At 70.2% G+C, this 17,011-nt stretch carries 21 protein-coding genes and 1 pseudogene; 3 read left to right on the forward strand and 19 right to left on the reverse strand.

Annotation, left to right across the window (positions count from 1 at the left end):
• Positions 1 to 134 precede the first annotated feature (134 nt).
• Positions 135 to 386, reverse strand: a complete 252-nt coding sequence (locus tag ACQEXA_RS18450) for a GntR family transcriptional regulator (RefSeq protein ID WP_432933118.1) — start codon at positions 384 to 386, stop codon at positions 135 to 137.
• A 130-nt stretch (positions 387 to 516) separates the two neighbouring features.
• On the opposite strand from ACQEXA_RS18450, the gene ACQEXA_RS18455 reads away from it, so the two are divergent.
• Positions 517 to 738 carry a hypothetical protein gene (locus ACQEXA_RS18455; protein WP_432933116.1) on the forward strand — a complete coding sequence of 74 codons (222 nt, stop codon included), beginning with the start codon at positions 517 to 519 and terminating at the stop codon, positions 736 to 738.
• Positions 735 to 962, forward strand: coding sequence for a hypothetical protein (locus ACQEXA_RS18460; RefSeq protein ID WP_432933114.1), 228 nt, complete (start codon positions 735 to 737; stop codon positions 960 to 962). Before ACQEXA_RS18455 ends, ACQEXA_RS18460 begins: the two co-directional genes overlap by 4 nt.
• Positions 963 to 1,064: 102 nt before the next feature.
• Here ACQEXA_RS18460 and ACQEXA_RS18465 read toward each other — a convergent pair.
• The 9 genes and pseudogenes from ACQEXA_RS18465 to ACQEXA_RS18505 all read right to left on the reverse strand — a co-directional run.
• A pseudogene (locus ACQEXA_RS18465) lies at positions 1,065 to 1,734 on the reverse strand (DNA-processing protein DprA); the annotation flags it as partial.
• A gap of 6 nt (positions 1,735 to 1,740) precedes the next feature.
• Complete coding sequence (locus ACQEXA_RS18470) at positions 1,741 to 1,914, reverse strand: hypothetical protein (RefSeq protein ID WP_433130577.1); 174 nt, start codon at positions 1,912 to 1,914, stop codon at positions 1,741 to 1,743.
• A 377-nt stretch (positions 1,915 to 2,291) separates the two neighbouring features.
• The gene (locus ACQEXA_RS18475; protein ID WP_432933110.1) at positions 2,292 to 2,732 is read right to left on the reverse strand and encodes a hypothetical protein; all 441 of its coding nucleotides are present in this window, start codon (positions 2,730 to 2,732) and stop codon (positions 2,292 to 2,294) included.
• 225 nt (positions 2,733 to 2,957) lie between these two features.
• On the reverse strand, positions 2,958 to 3,161 hold the full coding sequence (locus tag ACQEXA_RS18480; protein ID WP_432933108.1) for a cold-shock protein: 204 nt from the start codon (positions 3,159 to 3,161) through the stop codon (positions 2,958 to 2,960).
• Between the two features lie 300 nt (positions 3,162 to 3,461).
• Positions 3,462 to 3,956 (reverse strand): protein NO VEIN domain-containing protein, encoded by a 495-nt coding sequence (locus tag ACQEXA_RS18485; protein WP_432933106.1) that lies wholly within the window; start codon positions 3,954 to 3,956, stop codon positions 3,462 to 3,464.
• The gene (locus ACQEXA_RS18490) at positions 3,943 to 4,152 is read right to left on the reverse strand and encodes a ClpX C4-type zinc finger protein (RefSeq protein ID WP_432933104.1); all 210 of its coding nucleotides are present in this window, start codon (positions 4,150 to 4,152) and stop codon (positions 3,943 to 3,945) included. Before ACQEXA_RS18490 ends, ACQEXA_RS18485 begins: the two co-directional genes overlap by 14 nt.
• Positions 4,153 to 4,516: 364 nt before the next feature.
• Positions 4,517 to 4,732 carry a hypothetical protein gene (locus ACQEXA_RS18495; RefSeq protein ID WP_433130579.1) on the reverse strand — a complete coding sequence of 72 codons (216 nt, stop codon included), beginning with the start codon at positions 4,730 to 4,732 and terminating at the stop codon, positions 4,517 to 4,519.
• 393 nt (positions 4,733 to 5,125) lie between these two features.
• The gene (locus tag ACQEXA_RS18500; RefSeq protein WP_433130581.1) at positions 5,126 to 5,572 is read right to left on the reverse strand and encodes a hypothetical protein; all 447 of its coding nucleotides are present in this window, start codon (positions 5,570 to 5,572) and stop codon (positions 5,126 to 5,128) included.
• A gap of 569 nt (positions 5,573 to 6,141) precedes the next feature.
• The gene (locus tag ACQEXA_RS18505; protein WP_432921201.1) at positions 6,142 to 7,470 is read right to left on the reverse strand and encodes an IS701 family transposase; all 1,329 of its coding nucleotides are present in this window, start codon (positions 7,468 to 7,470) and stop codon (positions 6,142 to 6,144) included.
• Positions 7,471 to 7,704: 234 nt separating this feature from the next.
• Here ACQEXA_RS18505 and ACQEXA_RS18510 point away from each other — a divergent pair, with 234 nt between their 5' ends.
• On the forward strand, positions 7,705 to 9,066 hold the full coding sequence (locus ACQEXA_RS18510; RefSeq protein WP_432933093.1) for an IS701 family transposase: 1,362 nt from the start codon (positions 7,705 to 7,707) through the stop codon (positions 9,064 to 9,066).
• Positions 9,067 to 9,089: 23 nt separating this feature from the next.
• Here the strand turns inward: ACQEXA_RS18510 and ACQEXA_RS18515 are convergent, their stop codons facing one another.
• The 9 genes from ACQEXA_RS18515 to ACQEXA_RS18555 form a co-directional block, all read right to left on the reverse strand.
• On the reverse strand, positions 9,090 to 10,430 hold the full coding sequence (locus tag ACQEXA_RS18515) for an IS701 family transposase (RefSeq protein ID WP_432933091.1): 1,341 nt from the start codon (positions 10,428 to 10,430) through the stop codon (positions 9,090 to 9,092).
• Between the two features lie 96 nt (positions 10,431 to 10,526).
• Positions 10,527 to 11,171, reverse strand: a complete 645-nt coding sequence (locus ACQEXA_RS18520) for a hypothetical protein (RefSeq protein WP_432933089.1) — start codon at positions 11,169 to 11,171, stop codon at positions 10,527 to 10,529.
• Positions 11,168 to 12,664 (reverse strand): hypothetical protein, encoded by a 1,497-nt coding sequence (locus ACQEXA_RS18525; RefSeq protein ID WP_432933087.1) that lies wholly within the window; start codon positions 12,662 to 12,664, stop codon positions 11,168 to 11,170. Before ACQEXA_RS18525 ends, ACQEXA_RS18520 begins: the two co-directional genes overlap by 4 nt.
• Positions 12,665 to 12,723: 59 nt before the next feature.
• Positions 12,724 to 13,467, reverse strand: a complete 744-nt coding sequence (locus ACQEXA_RS18530; protein ID WP_432933085.1) for an ABC transporter ATP-binding protein — start codon at positions 13,465 to 13,467, stop codon at positions 12,724 to 12,726.
• Positions 13,464 to 14,192 (reverse strand): hypothetical protein, encoded by a 729-nt coding sequence (locus tag ACQEXA_RS18535; RefSeq protein ID WP_432933083.1) that lies wholly within the window; start codon positions 14,190 to 14,192, stop codon positions 13,464 to 13,466. Before ACQEXA_RS18535 ends, ACQEXA_RS18530 begins: the two co-directional genes overlap by 4 nt.
• Positions 14,192 to 14,776 (reverse strand): RNA polymerase sigma factor, encoded by a 585-nt coding sequence (locus ACQEXA_RS18540; RefSeq protein ID WP_432933081.1) that lies wholly within the window; start codon positions 14,774 to 14,776, stop codon positions 14,192 to 14,194. The genes ACQEXA_RS18535 and ACQEXA_RS18540 overlap by 1 nt, the downstream gene beginning before the upstream one ends.
• Before the next feature lie 535 nt (positions 14,777 to 15,311).
• Positions 15,312 to 16,130 (reverse strand): IS701 family transposase, encoded by an 819-nt coding sequence (locus tag ACQEXA_RS18545; RefSeq protein WP_433130583.1) that lies wholly within the window; start codon positions 16,128 to 16,130, stop codon positions 15,312 to 15,314.
• Complete coding sequence (locus tag ACQEXA_RS18550) at positions 16,130 to 16,585, reverse strand: transposase (protein WP_433130584.1); 456 nt, start codon at positions 16,583 to 16,585, stop codon at positions 16,130 to 16,132. The genes ACQEXA_RS18545 and ACQEXA_RS18550 overlap by 1 nt, the downstream gene beginning before the upstream one ends.
• 138 nt (positions 16,586 to 16,723) lie before the next feature.
• Positions 16,724 to 16,972, reverse strand: coding sequence for a helix-turn-helix domain-containing protein (locus tag ACQEXA_RS18555; protein ID WP_432939589.1), 249 nt, complete (start codon positions 16,970 to 16,972; stop codon positions 16,724 to 16,726).
• Positions 16,973 to 17,011: the final 39 nt, after the last annotated feature.

The following is a 17,011-nucleotide window of genomic DNA, read 5'->3' on the forward strand; positions in this document are numbered from 1 at the left end:
TGGCCCCCCACACTCCCCAGCTAACGCCCCGCCAACTCTGTTCAGAGTAGCGCCGGGTAGTGACACCGGACCCGGCTCGAGGCGATAGACGACGGCAAGCAGCTTGACGGGGGCGTTTGCCCGCACGAAGAGGCTTAGCCCTGGCGTTCCTCGGGCGAGACCGGCCAGGTTCCCAACCCAAGCTCGGTGCGGACTTCGCCGTTCGTCTTCAGGTGAGCGAACACCTTCTGGATCGTGGACACGGCGACGCCGAACTCGCTGGCCAGGTCGACCAGCCCCGGCAGACGTTCGCCCTGGGGGTACGCGCCGCTGGCGATGCGGCGGCTGATCTCCTCCGCGATCTGCTTCCAGATCGCTCGGCTCCGGTCGAGTTCAAGATCACCCATCCTCCGACCGTATGAGCACGCGGTCTGCTGCGCTACCGCATCATAGTGCGTGCACTCGTTATCGTGGTGTACTGCGTGTAGCGCAATAACCGCGATAACCCCAGTTCAGGGGCCTGCAGGGGGTCACAGGATGTTGAACCACCAAGAACCGTTAACCCCGACCAAGTGTGCAGCCCTGGTCACCAGCGGCGACGTGATCGGCTACGAGAACCAGTGGAGAACGGTCAAGGAGACCACCACCGCCCGAGGGCCGATGGGCGGGCTGGCCATCGTGGTCACCTGGGAGGAGGGCGGCCAGGCCCGGTTCCCCGCTGGTGACGTGCTGCTCGTGCGCCCCCAGGTGCGCAAGTGACCACCCCCAAGCCTCGTGCAGGGCGCCGACCGTTCGACCCTGGCGCGCCGTCCCTGCTTGAGGTGCTGCACCAGATCTCGAAGGTGTGCGGCATGTGCGCCGACCACCGCGCAATCTGGTGCCCGGCCTGCTGGGGGTTCGGAGGGTGCGCGATCTGCCACGACACCGGCCAGGTGCAGTGCCCCGACTGCGCGGGCGGCGATCTCCTCCCCCTGTGCTGGTGAGGCCACGGGAGGGCCGAGAGAGCAGCGGCCGTCGCTGGCCCCGGCGGACACACGAGAGGCCCGGGAAGACCCCACGGAGGGCACTCCCGGGCCTCTCGTGCGTCAGGCGGCCACCAGCAGGCGGAAGGGGATCGAGGAAGAAGCGGTACCCGCCGCAATAGGGCTGGGCACGCCCATGGTGTACCGGCCGAGCCGCTGCGCCGCCCGTGCCGTGACCAGCGCCCCGCTGCGGTAGGCCGCCTCGACCACCACGGTGCCCCGGGTGAGCACCATCACGCGGTTCCTGAGGAGGAACCTGCTCGGCGTCGGATGCTCCCCGGGTGGCAACTCGCCGATGACCAGCCCCTGCTGAGCGATCCTGCTGATCAACTCGGTGTGTCCGCGCGGATAGGGCCGGTCCACTCCGCAGGCCAGCACCGCGACGGTGGCGCCGCCGGCCGCGAGGGTGCCCCGGTGAGCAGCCCCGTCCACGCCGTACGTTCTTCCGCCAGCCGGAGACGACCACCCAGCCGCGCTCCGCGAGCCCCGCGCCGAGGGCGGCCGCCATGTGCGCCCCGTACTCCGTGCAGGCCCGGGCACCCACGACGGCGACGGACCGCAGGGCCCATATCCGCAGACTGGGCAGTCCACGCACCCAGAGCCCGACCGGCCGGGCGTCCCCGAGGTCGTCGAGCTGGGCGGGCCACTCGGGCGCTCCCTGGTGCACGAATCTCACCCCCGCCTCCCGGGCCGCGACCCAGTCCCGCAACAGCTCCGCCCGCTCGGCCCGCGCCGAGTATTACAGCTGCCGCTCAATCTTCCGCTCTTCGACCTGCTCTTCCACGTTGGTGTTCTCGTCGCGGACGGTGTACCTCGCCTGGGGCGGCTGGCCCTGGATACCCCGGATCTCACCCGTGTGCTTCTGGTCGTCCTGGCCCTTGTACTCGACGCGATCACCCTTGTTGAACTGCATTGCTGTGTCCACCTTCCGAGGCTGACTAGCGCGGGTTCGCCCGTCTGGTCGCGACACCCGCCGCGCATCCGCTTTGAGTGCGGGCGCAGTGTCAGCACACCGCGACTGACCGCCAGCGGCGACTGCTGTCGGCCGAACGGGGGACGCTCGCCAGCTAGGTTGTGCGCCCCGGTCGTGCCGTATCGGTCCGGTCAGATGTGGTTCAGCACCGTGCCCACGAGCCACAAGAACGCCAGGATCAGTACGACCCCGATCGGTCCGGGGACTCGCCCGCGTCTGCGGAGGCCACCCACACGTACGCCCAGGCCGATCGGCCCGATTTTCGTACCTATGCGCATCAGCTCTCCCCCGATTCTCTCGACGCGAAGCAGACGGCCTCAACAGGCAGGGCCGATGGTCACCTGAACCTTCTTGAGGCGCTTGGCAGGCTCGGCATCGACGTTGTAGTTCGGGTTGTCGCTCGCCCACGCAGCTTCGGTGCAATACCCGGGGCCGGTCGGTGACGCGTGCTTCAGCCACTGGAACGTGGACTCGCAGGTCTCCAGGTTGTAGTTCCCCAGCTCCTGCGCGCTATCGGGGAGCCCGGGAGTCTTCGTCCAGACGATGATGTCGCGGGTGGGCGAGCACGTCTTCGACGACTGGGACGGCTTCGGCTTGGCCGAGCTCGGCTTGTGCTTTGCGGGCGCAGCAGCGGAATGCTTCTTCTTCGCGGCCGGCCCGGACGAGCTGTGTGAAGGCGCCGGTCCGGTGTGATTGGCGCTGGCCCCGCAGGCGGCGGTGAGCAGGATGGCGACGATGGGCAGGACGGTGCGGCGCACGGGGCCCCTTGGCGGTGCGGAGTTGCGTGCGGCCACGGTGGCAGTTGTATACACAGCGCGTGCGGTTGTTGCCGGACCGTGAGGATGGGTCGGGTGCCTCGGTGGCCACAGGCTGCTACGCGATGCACATCGCCCCGCCGTCCGGACCGTACAGGCCTGGGGCGGGGCGATAGCCGACGCATACCCGGCCGGTGGATCCACCAGCCGGGGCTCCCTCATGCGCTGTTATGCGGGCTGGACGTTCTCCGCCTGCGGACCCTTCGGGCCCTGGGTCACGTCGAAGCTCACCTGCTGGTTCTCTTCGAGGGAGCGGAAGCCGTTCGCGTTGATCGCGGAGTAGTGGACGAAGACGTCGGGGCCGCCGCCTTCCTGCTCGATGAAGCCGAAGCCCTTTTCCGCGTTGAACCACTTCACAGTGCCCTTGGTCATGCCTGTCTCCTTCGAAGGGACTCGTATCGGGTCTCGCATCGTGCGGGATCCGGAGGTGATCGCCCTGGTCCGGAGAGGCGTTGAACAGCAAAAACGCCCGCGATTGCGATCACGGGCGAACGAGACTTCGGAACCACGACTGCTGGTCACGACGCTACACCGGCTGGTGAGGCTCGGCCACACGCTTCCGCTCATCGCGGCGTGTTGCCCCGACGTGCCGCATGCGTGCCAACGCCTCACAAAGGCCCAGTTCAGTGGCTGGCAACCGCATCCCCTATGCGGTTAGGGGGCACCGCAGCATCACGATGGGACATCGACCTGCTCCCCCAAGGCGAGCACGTCCGTGGGCGTCGTGTGCCATATGCCTTCGTCTCGCACTCCGCGGTATTTCCCCTCTGGAAGGTCCCGAGCAGGAGTGATCAATTTCCAGGGCAGCCGGCGCGGCTCCCGGACCACGACCAGGGCCGGGGCCGTCTGGCAGTCCAGCACGACGTACAACCACCAGTCCGACCCGAGGTCGAGCATCGCCTCACGCTGCCGGTCGAGGATCGGAACCGATGAGCGGCACGTTCCCTTGCCCTTCACCTCGGTCAATCGGGCGATGTCGCCGTCCGGATCGCGCGACACCAAGTCGCACGTGAAGCTACGGGCGCCCGGGTGGCGCCCCTGGGCCCACTCGCGGACTTCTTCGTAGAGCCCCGGGGGCCAGGCATCGCCGACGTAGGTGACCTGGCGGCCTTGTGACCGTTCGTAGCGGATCGCCAACTCGACGGCGGCGCGCTCAGTCTCGTTCACGACTCACCGCCTGCTCGCCAGCTTGGAGTTCCTCGGTGGCAATCTCGAAGCACTCATCGCAGATGAGTGCGCCGCCCCGCATCACAATCAGCCGTGTCATCCGCTCCCAGCCCTTGCCGCAGATCACGCACTGGGGTTCTACCCCAAGGCATTGCGCACGGCCGCGGTTGCAGTCCCGCTGCTCCTGCTCGCTCATGTGCTTCCAGCACGACTGAGGGTCAGACGCCGCGATGTGAGCAGTAGGCCAAATCGTCCTCTTCGCCTTGCACTGCGCTCCGTTCGTGCGTCGGCGGCTGCAGCGCTCTGCCACGGGCCAGGTCTTCTGACCGGGTGTGGCGTGCAGGCACCCGGAGAACGGCAGTACGTCAGTCGTCATGGCCTACTTCCCTTGCCGGTCTGAAAGCAGCAGCAAACTAGCGGATCTGAGGTCCTACCCGACGGCCCGACAGTCCCGAGCACCCAGAGCGGGACGGGCACGCAGTACCCCACCGGCGAGCAGATGGCGGCACTCAAGCGAGAGATGAGCCTTCTAGACCCCAACGGAGCCTGAAACAGGGCTGTCACGGGCTCGGGCTGGACGTCCAAGCCGGGGCCATCAGGCTGACCACCTTGGCGGAAGGCTTGTGAGGGCAGTCGCTGTCGAGGATGGGAAGGAGGAAGGAGGCGCCCATCCTGTTCGCGATCGTGTTGCCGTTAACGGTCGTCGGCTTGCCGCTCGGGGCGAACTCGGACGGCAGGGTGATGGGTGCGTTCGTCTGCGGCTGATGTATCTGCATCTCGTGCTCGATGAGGCTCGCACGTGCGGCTTCACTGGCGTGGAGATAGTCCGCGCACGTGGAGTCCTCATTCAGGCTGGCGGCGCTCGGCATGGCGCTTGAGGAGGCCGATGCATGCCCTGCCGGCTGCGGCCGGGACACGGATCGGCCGCTGGAGCAGGCGGCGAGCGGCAGGCAGACAGCAAGCAGGACGGCGGCGGAGGCGGTACGGCGCACGATTCCCCCCTGGTAGTGCGGTAGACGCGTGCCCACAGCGTGGCAGCAGCGCAGGGGGCCGGCGACGTTGTTGGCCAGAACGTGAAGGAGCCGAGGCCCATTGGAGGCCCCGGCGGTCCCTAGCACGCTGACGGCGGGACAGCGGCAGCGTAGACGCTCGTTCCCTGGATCTCCGCCTCAGCAGGCGGGACCGATGCTCACCTGAACCTTCTTGGGACGCGGAGCGGGCTCGGCGTCCGTGTTGTAGCCCGGGTTGTCGGACGCCCACGCCGCCTCAGTGCAGTTCCCGGCCTCGGTCGGTGACGTCTTCTGCAGCCACTGGAACGTGGACTCGCAGGTCGCCAGGTTGTAATTCCCCAGTTCCTGCGCGCTGTCGGGCACGCCGGGTGTCTTCGTCCACACGATGATGTCCCGAGTGGGCGAGCATGTCTTGGGCGACCGGGACGACTTCGGCTTCGGCTTGGCCGAACTCGGCTTCGGCTTGGCGACCGGAGCAGCGGAATGCTTCGCCTTCGCGACCGGCCGGGACGAGCCGTGTGAAGGCGCCGGCCCAGCCTGATTGGTGCTAGTCCCGCAGGCGGCGGCCAGCAGGATGGCGGCGATGGGCAGGATGTAGCGGCGCACGAGGCCCCCCTAGGCAGTGCTGTAGGTGCGTGCGACCACAGAGGCAGCCGCGCACGAGAGGCTGCATCGTTGTGACCGAACCGTGAAGACGGGACACCGTACCTCCACAGCCGCGGCCTGCTGCACCCGGCCACCAAGGTGACGGCCGGGCACGGCAAGCGCGGTCCTCCGGGGCAACCCGCAAGGCCCCATAAGTCTGAACTGGCCAAGCAATAGGGACGTGCCAACACGAGCGCGTCCGTCCCCTCGTTCCGCAGCGCTCCGAGGCCGCCTCAGCGCTTGTACGGCGAGTACGCCTGCAGGTTCCTCATGCCGAGCCGGAGCATCTGTTGCTCGATGAAGTCGCGCAGTCCCTTCAGTTGGAGATCAGTGGCCCCGCTGTAGTTTGAGGACCGGTGGGTGGCGGCCGTGCCGTGGGGTGTTCGGCTTCGCGGGCATGGTTGCGCCGCCTGTGACAGGCGCGGGCGACGGCCTGGTGGCAGCGTCGCCACCAGGACCAGTGCAGGCCGTGGCGGATCCGCTCGGCCGGGGTGGGCTGGGGTGCCATCACCCACAGCAGTCGGGCGATTTCATACGCCGTGAACGCGATAGCGGCGGTGCCGGTAGGGCTGGTGGGATCGGCGAGGTCCCCCTGTGTGGCCGGGAGGCGTGTCCAAGCTGGCGTGCAGGATCTCCGCGACGCGGTCGGGGCCGGGGGCGGGCTCCTCGTCGCGGGTGGCGGCCGCGGCCTGGACAGCCAGGAAGGCCGCGGCCAGCTGGGCCAGGGTGATGTGCCGGTACCAGCCGTGGAAGGAACGCACCTCGTAATCGGCCATCCCGGCGGCCGACTTCGCGAGCTTGATCGCTTCCTCCACTCGCCAGCGGGCCCCGGGTACACAGACCAGCTCTTCCACGGTGGTCTCGGGCGGGCCCCAGGCCAGGTAGTAGTCGCGCCCGGTGGGGGTCTGCGGCCGTCGCCGGGCGATGAACCACCGCGCCCACGCCCCGTCGCCGGTCTCCGCCTCAGGGTCGGGGATACGGCGTACCCACCACTGCCAGACGCGGGAGTCGAGCTGGGAGGGGCCGGCCGGCAGGGTGACCCAGTCGTCCTCGGCGGCGTGCCGCTCCACCAGCCTCGCGGCGTGCCGCCAGCCGGGACGGGGCAGCACCGTGTGGTTGGCCTGCACGTTCACCGCGTAGGGCAGATGGTGCTCCTCCAGGAAGACGCGGAAGGCGCCGTCGCGTCCATAGACCTCATCGGCGGCCACCCACACCCGGTCCTCGGGAAGGTTGGGCAGCGTACGGGCGATCATCTGCTCGGCCAGGCGGGGCTTGGTGGCGAAACCGACGGTGTCGGGGACGTGTGCGGCGCGGCAGCGGGCCCGGTCCTCGGTCCATTCCCGGGGCTGGTAGATCTCCCGGTCGATCAGTGCCTGCCCGCGTCCGGTGGCCCAGGCGGCCATCACCCCGATCTGGCACGGGAAGACCCCGCCGAGCGTGCCGGAGTACTGCCTGGCCACCCCGACCGAGGCCCGGCCCTTCTTGGCGAAGCCGGTCTCGTCGACCACCAAAACCCCCGCTCCGCCGGGCCCAGCTCCCCTCCCGCCGTCGTCCAGGCCATCGATGACGTAGCGTCGGGTGAAGTCCCGCAGCGCATCGACGTCCCAGACCGAGCGGTCCAGCAGATGCTGCTGCCCCCACGGCTCGGCGTCGCCGCCGTACTCGGCAAGCTGCCAGCCATTCTTGCGTGACACCGGGGAGAGCAGGCCGCGGATGCACCGCGCGGCCCGCATCCGCAGATCCGCCCGCGGGAAGATCCCGCCAACCTCCACCAGCAGGTTCTCCAACTGATCGGAGAACTCCTCGGCCCGCTCCCGATCGGTGATCTCCGGCATAATGTCCAGTAACTCCGCCTTCATACAAGGCAGTTACCCCCACACGATGACCGAGGAACTACAGCGGGGCCGCTGATCTCCAACTGAAGGGGCAGTCACGGCAGCTGTAGTTCGTGATCATGTGGCTGCGGTGACCTCGTTCCAGCGGCGGTGACACGGCAGCTGTAGATAGCTCTGCCTGGTATTCATCGCGGCTGGTCAGCGGGGTGACAGGCGTGGGTGTGGGCGTGAGGACGGCCGCCTCGATCATGACGTGGTGTGACGCAACATCAGGACGAGACGGCCGCTTCGACCACGGTAGACCATGAGGGCCACGAGGCCGCGTTCGGGGCCTTGTTGGCCTCGTTGTCCGACTGCTTCGCCCGCTCCGAGAGCAGGGAGACGTTCGCGCGGATGACTAGGGGCATGCTGATGGAGCTCGAGGACGTCAACTGCTGGAGCCTGGCCGAAGCGATCGGTGAGCGGGGCCCGCACCGCCTGCACCATCTGCTGTCCCGCGCGGTATGGGACGAACAAGCGGTGCTCGAGCGGACGGCGGACTGGGCCGTGGACCTGCTCGACGACGGCGACGGGGTCCTGATCGCGGATGAGACGGGGGACGCGAAGTCCTCGACCGACGCGGTGGCCGCGGCCCGCCAGTACTCCGGCTCGGTCGGCGGCGTGGCTCTGTGCCAGGTCGCGGTGCACCTCACCTTCGCCACGGCCGCCGGGCACTGCCTGATCGACCGGCGCCTGTACTTCACCAGGGAGTGGGCCGGCGACGAGGAGCGTCGTGAACTGACCGGTGTTCCCGACGAGCTGTGCTTTGCAAGCAAGCCGCAACTCGCGGCCCACATGCTCCGCGCCGCCGGTCAGCAGGGCATATCTGCATCCTTCTTCCTGGGTGACGAGGTCTACGGAGGGCGGGAGCTGCGTACCACCTGCCGCGAGCTGGGCCTGGGCTACGTCGTGGCAGTGCGCTCCAACCACCAGGTCACCACCCCGGCCGCGAAGCTGAGCGTGACCCAGGCCGCTAGCCGGCTGCCGAAGCGGGCCTGGCAGCGGATGCGGACCGGCGCGGGGCAGAAGGGCATACGCGACTACGACTGGGCGATGATCGAGGTCACTGCCGACGACACCCCCGACGGACACGACCGCGACGCGGGGACGTCCGTATTGCTGGTCCGCCGGCACCGCTATACCCGCACCGTGTCCTACTACCGCTGCTTCGCCCCCGGGCCGGTGACGCTGGCAAGACTGGTGTCACTGGTGTGCCGCAGGTGGCGGGTAGAGGACGACTTCCAGGATGCGAAGGAGGTCTGCCACCTCGACAAAGGCCAGGTCACCTGCTGGAACTCCTGGCACCGCTGGAGCGTGATCGCCCTGGTCGCCTACGCCTTCCTGGCCGTCGCCGCTGCCCTCGAACGTGCCGCCCAGACCGGCCGGAACGATCCTGCCGAGGCCGACCTCGTCCCCCTCAGCAGCCACGAACTTCTCCGCCTGCTACGGGCCTTGATCCTTCCGCCATCCCGACGAGACCCCGAACACCTGCTGTGGTGGTCCACCTGGCGCCGCCGCCATCAACACCGCGCCCGCCTCTGCCACCGCCGTTGGCACGCGTACGCCGACACCACACCATGATCGGAAAGCTCAGCAGCAGCTATCTACAGCTGCCGTGGGTGACAGGCTGCGGCCCGGTGCTGGTGTCGGCGTCTCCACCTGGACCATCGCAGGATGTTCTCGGGGTCGGCCGCGGGCTTTGGCAGGACGAAGGCCCGTAGGAGTCGCAGGAGTTCGGGGCGGGTGAGCGCGATCATGGGCTCATTGTCGGGGTCGTGATTGTCGTCGCTGGAGGGCGTGGCGCTGTGCAGGGCGAGGCCCACGGCCAGCAGGGCTGCGGCGATGATGCTGATCAGGCTCCAGCGGTGCCAGGAGTTCCAGCAGGTCACCTGCCCCTGGTCCAGCCCGGTCAGGGACTTCGCGGTCTGGAAGTCCTCCTTGACGCGCCACCGGCAGCACACTACCGGGACGAGGTCGGCCAGCGCGACGGGGGTGCTGGAGTGGCAGCGGTAGAAGGACAGTTCACGGGTGTAGCGGTGGCGGCGCACGAGCAGGAGGCTGTGTCCGGCCTGGTGGCCGGGTGGGGTGTCGTCGCCGGTGATCTCGATCACCGCCCAGTCGTAGTGCCGGTCGCCCTTGGTGCCGTGCCCGGTCCGCAGCCTCTGCCAGGCCCGCTTGGGCACCTTGGCCAGTACATCGGCGGTGCGCAGGCGGCCGATGGGAGTGGTGACGCGGTGGCTGGCGGGGACCGCGAGGGCGTAGTCGAAGCCGAGCTCGCGTATCCGCTGTCGCAGGGCGTGTCCGCCGTAGACCTCGTCGGCGGCCACCCAGCGGGCCGGCAGCCCGGCCGCGCGGACACGGGACAGCAGGTCGGCGGCCAGTTGGGGCTTGGTGGCGAAGGCCAGGTCCTCGGGCACGCCGGTCAGCTCGCGCCGCTCCTCGTCGGCGGCCCAGTCCTTCGTCAGGTACAGGGCGCGGTCGATCAGCGCGTGCCCGGTCCGGCCGGCGTAGGCGAGGTGGCCGGCGACCTGGGCCAGGCCGATCCTGCCCAGCGCGCCGGAGTACTGCCGTGCGGCACCCACCGCGTCGGTGGACGACTTCTCGTCGCCGGTCTCGTCCACCACCAGCACTGCCTGGTCGTCGGCGAGGTGGCCCACCGTGAAGACGGCGAGTTGATCGCGGACGGCCTCGTGGTCCCACACCGCCCTGGACAGGAAGTGCTGCAGCCGGTGCGGTCCGCAGTGCCCCAGCGCCTCGGCCAGCGTCCAGCAGTTGATCCGCTCCAGCCCCATCAGCACCGCCTCGGTCACCTCCCGCAGCGTCTGCCGTGTCTCACGACGCGGGAAGCATCCCGCCACCAGCCCCGTGAACGCCCCGACGCCTTCGTGCCACACCGCCTGCGCGACCGTGACCTGCACGGCCACCGCGCTCTGATTCGTCGTCACAAAAGATCATGATCACGGTGGCCGCACCCATGCCCGCAACCAGCCCTCTGGGCCGCTGAGGGCCACCAGCAGCGGTAGCGACAGCGACGACACCGGCTACTCGACTCCGGTGTCGCGTGGCCCGCGGACCGCGACCACCGCCGTCCCGGCGGCGAAGACCAGACCGGCGCACAGCCACCCACCCGTGTCGTGCGCCGGTCGGCCGGCCCACATCCACGGGGTCCGCCAGCCCTCGAACAGTGCGAACTCGGCCACCACGGTGTAGGCCAGTGGCCCGGCCCAGGCGAGTGCGCCGCCGAGCGCCGCGGCGGTGAGCAGCCCGACACCCGCTAGGCCGGCGACATTGCGCAGCACCTCCAGCCCGCCGCCCGGCAACGGCGCGGCCACGGCTCCGAGCATCACGGCGCCGACCGCGGCTCCACTCAGCAGCAGGGCCGCGCCGAGACGCAGCAGCGGCAGCCAGTGGCCGGTGGTCCGCTCGCTCTCGCCGAACGGGTTCCGTGCGGAGACGGCGACGACCGAGGCGGCCCCGCACTCGATCAGCAGCAGCAACTGCTGGGCTGTGGCACTGTCGCCCTGGATCCAGCGCAGTTGCAGGGCGACCCGCAGCAGCACCGCGCAGGCGGTCAACGCAGCCAGCGCACTCGGCACCTGACGGCTTACCAGATGAAGCCGGAGCAGCCTGGGGCCGGCCGGTCGCGGCCTCCCGGCCAGGTCCACCGGGTGCGTCACGGCGGTCACGGCAGCTGCTCCAGCGTGATGCGGCCGGCCCGCAGCTCGGCGAGGTGGTCGGTCAGCCAGGCGTGCCGGTAGGCCGCAGAGAGTGCGGCGAAGCGGGCGCCCGCGACATAGGCCGGAGTGCCGGGCTGCGGTACGACCCCTGTGGTCCCGTCGAGCTGGGCGAAGACCGCCATGCTGTCCAGCGGCACCCCGACCGCCCGCAGCAGCCCCACCGAGACCGCCTGCTGCGCCTGGTCCGCGTGGCCGACCAGACTGTCTACGACCGTCCCGGCGACCGGGGGCAGCACCTCCGCAGTGAGCCGGGAGGCACTGGACCACATCTGCTGCGAGGTGCAGCAGAGCCCCTGCCCTCGCGGCGGACCGGACCCGATCCACATCGCGCCGCCATAGCCGATGTTCAGGGCCAGCTGGACCACGGGCGGCGATCCGGCGACGATCGCCCTCGCGAGTGCGGCGTGCTGGCTCGACAGGCTGACCTGGGTGAACCGCACCGGCGCCCCCGGTAGTCCGGCCACCTCGCGCACCAACGGATCCAGGGCCACGGTCAGCGTCGGCAGGTAGGCCCGGTAGACCGGGTTGAGGCACACCGGGAGCGTGGACCCCTCGCACACCGGGGTGTAGGCGATGGGCCGGTCGTCAGCCGCGTCATGCAGAGCCGGTACGACCACGCCGTTCGCCTCCACCCGCGCGGTCCCGACCAGCGCGATTGCGGTCCCGGACGCGGCCAGCCCGACCGCGACGACGGCCGCGGCCACCCGACGCAGTACGCGTCCCCCGCACACGCCCTGCACCCCCAGCAGGCCGAGCGCAGCGACGGTCAGACCGCCGAGGAATAGCAGTTGGGTGATGGACAGGTCCGGCAGGTACGCATAGAAGACCCCCGCGTCGGCCTTGGGCGGGGCCAGCGAGTACGCGGGTGAGGCCATCGGCGAGAGCAGGACGTACCGGCCGCCGCTGCGCAGCGTCTGCCGCAACACCAGGGCGGTGACGATCGCCGCCAGCGGTGCGGTGAACCGGCTGGGGACCAGCACCCCGAGGGCGAAGCCCAGGGCGCTGAACGCCGCCAGCGCCACGGCGCCGACCGCGACCGGCCACCACAGCGGACTGCCTGCGGCCCCCTGCCAGGCGGTCATCCCGTAGAGGAATCCCACGCAGGCCAGATAGGTCCCCAGCGTCCAGCCGGCGGTGGCGGCCCAGGTGGCCGACCGTGCCGCCCAGCGCGGCAGCGGGGTGATGTCCACCTGCTCGCCGACGCCGCGTCGGCGGTCGCGGCCGCCGACCCAGGCCGCCGCGCCCACCACGAAGGGGGCGAAGTCGTCCACGGCCATGCCCTGACGCAGGATCAGCGTGCGCGAACCCCACAGGGCCGGAAGCGCCATGCTGCTGCGGTAGGTGTCCAGCCAGAAGGCCACCAGGGCCAGCGGCACCATCCACATCATCGTGCTGCGACGCAATTCCAGCCGCAGCAGCCGGCCGGCGGAGAGTCTGAGCACAGTCGGGATCCTCGGGCTCCGCGGCCCCCTGGGGCTCCGCGCCGGGAGCGTGACGGCGCTCATGCCCGTGTCGCCGCGAGGACCGCGCTGTAGCCGCGCTCCAGGGGTGCGTCGCCGGTGCCGTGGCCGACGCCGCGGGCGGTGAGTTCGTCGGGGGTGCCCTGGAAGGCAATCCTGCCCTGGTGCATCAGGGCGACGTCGGCGCAGGCGGCGCCGACGTCCTCGACCAGGTGGGTGCTGACCACGACGGTGGAGCGCTGCCCCAACTCCCGGATCAGGGAGCGGAACTCGACCCGCTGCTCAGGGTCGAGACCGGCCGTGGGCTCGTCGAAGAGCAGCAGCTCGGGTTCGTTGACGATCGCCTGGGCGATCCCGGCCCGGCGCAGCATCCCGCCGGACAGGGTGCGCAGCTTCGCCTTGGCCTGGTCGCCCAGGCCGACCCGCTCCACGGCGCCGGCCACCGCCCGGGGCACCCGGCCCGGCGGCATCTCCTTGAGCAGCGCGAAGTACTCGACGAACTCCACCACGGTGAACCCCGGGTAGTAGCCCAGGTTCTGCGGCAGGTAGCCGAGCTTGCGCCGGATCTCCCGGCGCGGTCCGTGTCCGGAGGGGTCCCGGTCCAGCAGCCGCATGCTGCCTGAGCTCGGCGGGATGACCGTGGCCAGCATCCGCAGCAGTGAGGTCTTCCCCGCGCCGTTGGGGCCCAGCAGGCCGAACACGCCGGTTCCGGTGCTCAGGTCCACGCCGTCCACCGCCCGGGTGCGGCCGAACCGCCTGGTGAGTTCGCTGATCTCGATGTTCACGGGGTTCCCTTCGTGGTCCTGGTGGTGTGCAGCACGACGGCGACGCTGCAGACAGCGACGGCCAGATAGGGGAGGACGAGGGCGGACCGGGTAACGGCGGCAGCAAGCTGCCCGGTCGCGGACTGGCCCCCGATCACGGTGATGGTCCAGACGGCCAGCGCCGCGCCCACTCCGGTGTTCGCCGACTCCGAGACGGTGGCCACGGCCAGGGCGAGCGCGGACACCGCCGCCATCGGCACCAGCCAGCCGAAGGCGAGGCCCGCCACGGTGGGCGACACCGCCGAGGCGGCCAGGGCCAGCAGGGAGTTGACGGCGAACACCGCGAGGACCCGGGCCAGCAGCACCATCCGGTCGCTGACCGCCATGCTGCGCGACAGCTCCCAGGCCGGGTCGAGTCCGGGTCCGTAGGAGTAGGCCACCGCGGCCCCGGCCAGCCCGGGAGCGGCCAGCGCCACCATCGGCTGTCCGGTCCCGGCGGTGGCCACGGCCCCGGCACCGAGCACCACGACCGTGGCGAGCAGCCAGGGCAGCAGCAGCGACGGGGTAGTCAGCAGCGCCCGGGCCAGGCCGGGCGAGCACAGCAGCCGGGCGGCCAGACGCTCCATCCGGCCGGGCTCACGCCGCCACACCCGGGCGGCCACGCCCAACCAGACCCGGTCCAGGTCCACGTCGTGCAGGCCCACGCCGTCCAGGCCCGGACCGTCCGCATCACGTGGCACCTCCATCACAGTCCCTCCTCCTGCCTCGCACGCCCGGTCAGCGCCGTCCGCATCAACCGCCGCACCCGGTGCGCCCGGCTCTTGACCGTGCCCTGGGGCACACCCATCAGCTGCGCCACCCGAACGACCGGCTGATCCTCCACATACAGCAGCCGCCAGACCTGCCGCTCGGGGCTGCCCTCTGGGCCGAGCGCCGCCAGGGCTGCGGCCAGGTCGGCCCGAGCCACCACGGCCTCCGCCGGGTCCCGGGCGCAGGCCCGTCCCGCCGACGCCAGTGCGTCGTCCCACGCCGCGTCGTCCAGTACGGCGGTGTCGACCGGGCCGGCGTCGTGACCGTGGCGGCGCAGCCACCCGGCGGCCTGCCGACGGGCAATCACCCAGAGCCAGCCGCCCGCCGATCCCTGAGGGCGGTAGCCCTTGGCGCTGCGCCACACCGCCAGGAACGTCTCCTGCAGCACGTCCTCGACGTCCTGGGCCGGCAGCGCCGTGCGCAGCCGGGCCGCCAGCCACGGAGCATGCCGGCCGAACAGCTCGCGGAGCGCACTCTCGTCGCCACCGGCCAGGCGGGCGATCAGCTCGTCGTCGTCCATCACTCCCTCTATTGCCGCGAACCGGGGTTCGGTTCACCAGAATCGCGGGCCTTCGGGAAAACGGCGGCGGCGGGGCCGGAGCATCGAGCCCCGACCCCGCCGCTGCCCCGACTTCCTGCGACTCCTACGGGCCTTCGTCCTGCCAAAGCCCGCAGCCGACCCCGAGTACATCCTGCGATGGTCCAGATGGAGACGCCGACACCAGCACTGGGCCGCAGCCTGTCACCGCCGCTGGAACGAGGTCACCGCAGCCACGTGATCACGAACTACAGCTGCCGTGATTGACCCTTCAGTTGTAGATCATGGTCCTTGTGGTACTTCTGACGTCGCGTGAGATGCGGACCGGTCCATGTGTCGTCGTGCGCGGGTGCGGCGGTGGCAGGCGCGGGCGATGGTCTGGTGCAGGCGGCGGTAGGCGGACCAGGCCAGGCCGTGCCGGATACGCTCGGCCCGGTCGGGTTGCGGGGCGAGCAGGATGATCAGGCGTTGGATCTCGAAGGCCGTGAAGCGGACGGGGGCCGGGGTGCCGGTGGGGTCATCGTGGTCCCCCTCTCTGGTCGCCGGTCAGTGTGGGCTGGTCTTGGCCGAAGCGGGTGGAGGCCAGTGGGCCCTGTTCCCGGGCGGCTTGGGCGTCGCAGCCGGCCAGGAAGGCGGCGGCGAGCTGGGCGAGGGTGATGTGCCGGTACCAGCCGTGGTAGGAGCGGACCTCGTAGTCGGCCAGTCCGCAGGCGGATTTCGCCAGCTTGATCGCTTCTTCCACCCGCCAGCGTGCTCCCGGGACCAGCACCAGGTCTTCCATCGCTGTCCCGGGTGGTCCCCAGCCCAGGTAGTAGTCGCGCTTGGCTGGTTCCTCGGGGCGGCGGCGCGCGATGATCCATCGTGCCCAGGCCTCGTCGCCGACCGGCTCGCCCGGGTCGATGATCCGGCGTGCCCACCACTGCCAGACGCGGGTGTCCAGCTGGGAGGGCCCGGCTGGTAGCTGAACCCAGTCCTCCTCCTGGGCGACGCGCTCCACCAGCCGTCCCGCATGCCTCCATCCCGGGCGTGCCAGTACCGGCGTGTTCGCCTGGACCGCTACCACGTAGGGCAAGTGATGTTCCTCGAGGAAGGAGCGGAAGGCCTTTTCTCGCCCGTAGACCTCGTCCGCCGCTACCCACACTGCTCCTTCGCCCTGGGGCAGGTCGGGCAGCGCCCGCTCGATCATCGCCTCGGCCAGCCGCGGCTTGGTCATGAAAGCGCGGTCCTCGGGCACGTGCGCGGCCCGGCAGCGCGCCGGGTCGCCTGTCCACTCCTTCGGCAGGTACAACTCCCGGTCGATCAACGCCTGACCGGCTCCGGTCGCCCACGCGGCCATCACCCCGACCTGGCAGGGGAAGACACCCCCAGCGCCCCGGAATACTGCCTGGCCACCCCCGCCGAAGCCGTGCCGCGCTTGGCGAACCCGGTCTCGTCCACCACCAGCACTCCCGCCCCGCCCGGCCCCGCGCCCTCCCCATCATCCGCCAGCGCCGCGACCACGTGACGCCGCGTAAAGTCCCGCATCCCCTCCACGTCCCAACGCGCACGGTCCAGCAGATGCTGCTGATTCCACGGCGCACCGTCGCCGGCGTACTCCGCCAACTGCCAGCCGTTCTTCCGCGAGACCGGCCCCAACAAGCCCCGCACACACGCCGCAGCCCGACACCGCACGCCCACCCGGGGGAAGAACCGGCCGACCTCCAACAGCAGGTCATCCAACTGCCCAGCCCACTCCTCCGCCCACTCCCGGTCCGACACCGCGCCCACAACGTCCAGCAACTCGACCTGCATACACGCCAGTTACCCGCCCTACGAGATCGACGAACTACGACCCCGACCATGATCTACAGCTGAAGGGATTGATCAAGAGCAGTAGCACTTGGCGTCAACTTGAGCCCGTGCAGCCTCTATTCGTCCGCTCTCTGGGATTCAGGCGGCAGCGCAAGGAATTTCACCACGACGTGCGCGGTGATCTCGGCCGGCGTTATTCACGGCCACCGCTGCGAGCAGCTCGGCAGCCTGCGCCTTGGGACGCAACACGCGTGCCAGGGCGCTCGCGACTCTCGCTGACGGGCAGCGGAGACCTCGTTCCAACTTCGAGACGTAGTCGGCCCGTACGCCGACGGCCGCCGCCACTTCCCCCTGAGACAGGCCAGCGTGCTCTCGCGCCAGCCGCAGCGCCTCGCCGAATCCCGAGGGAGGAGTGCACCGCTCCCG

The sequence above is a fragment of the Streptomyces sp. CA-106110 genome (assembly GCF_050936285.1).
Lineage (GTDB): Bacteria > Actinomycetota > Actinomycetes > Streptomycetales > Streptomycetaceae > Streptomyces.

What these genes read in the sequence shown, in the direction of transcription:
- ACQEXA_RS18490 (WP_432933104.1), bottom strand. Translation starts at nt 4,152, where the DNA reads ATGAGCGAGCAGGAGCAGCGGGACTGCAACCGCGGCCGTGCGCAATGC.
- ACQEXA_RS18455 (WP_432933116.1), top strand. Translation starts at nt 517, where the DNA reads ATGTTGAACCACCAAGAACCGTTAACCCCGACCAAGTGTGCAGCCCTG.
- ACQEXA_RS18505 (WP_432921201.1), bottom strand. Translation starts at nt 7,470, where the DNA reads ATGAAGGCGGAGTTACTGGACATTATGCCGGAGATCACCGATCGGGAG.
- ACQEXA_RS18495 (WP_433130579.1), bottom strand. Translation starts at nt 4,732, where the DNA reads ATGCAGATACATCAGCCGCAGACGAACGCACCCATCACCCTGCCGTCC.
- ACQEXA_RS18540 (WP_432933081.1), bottom strand. Translation starts at nt 14,776, where the DNA reads ATGGACGACGACGAGCTGATCGCCCGCCTGGCCGGTGGCGACGAGAGT.
- ACQEXA_RS18470 (WP_433130577.1), bottom strand. Translation starts at nt 1,914, where the DNA reads ATGCAGTTCAACAAGGGTGATCGCGTCGAGTACAAGGGCCAGGACGAC.
- ACQEXA_RS18450 (WP_432933118.1), bottom strand. Translation starts at nt 386, where the DNA reads ATGGGTGATCTTGAACTCGACCGGAGCCGAGCGATCTGGAAGCAGATC.
- ACQEXA_RS18480 (WP_432933108.1), bottom strand. Translation starts at nt 3,161, where the DNA reads ATGACCAAGGGCACTGTGAAGTGGTTCAACGCGGAAAAGGGCTTCGGC.
- ACQEXA_RS18535 (WP_432933083.1), bottom strand. Translation starts at nt 14,192, where the DNA reads ATGGAGGTGCCACGTGATGCGGACGGTCCGGGCCTGGACGGCGTGGGC.
- ACQEXA_RS18550 (WP_433130584.1), bottom strand. Translation starts at nt 16,585, where the DNA reads ATGCAGGTCGAGTTGCTGGACGTTGTGGGCGCGGTGTCGGACCGGGAG.
- ACQEXA_RS18545 (WP_433130583.1), bottom strand. Translation starts at nt 16,130, where the DNA reads ATGGCCGCGTGGGCGACCGGAGCCGGTCAGGCGTTGATCGACCGGGAG.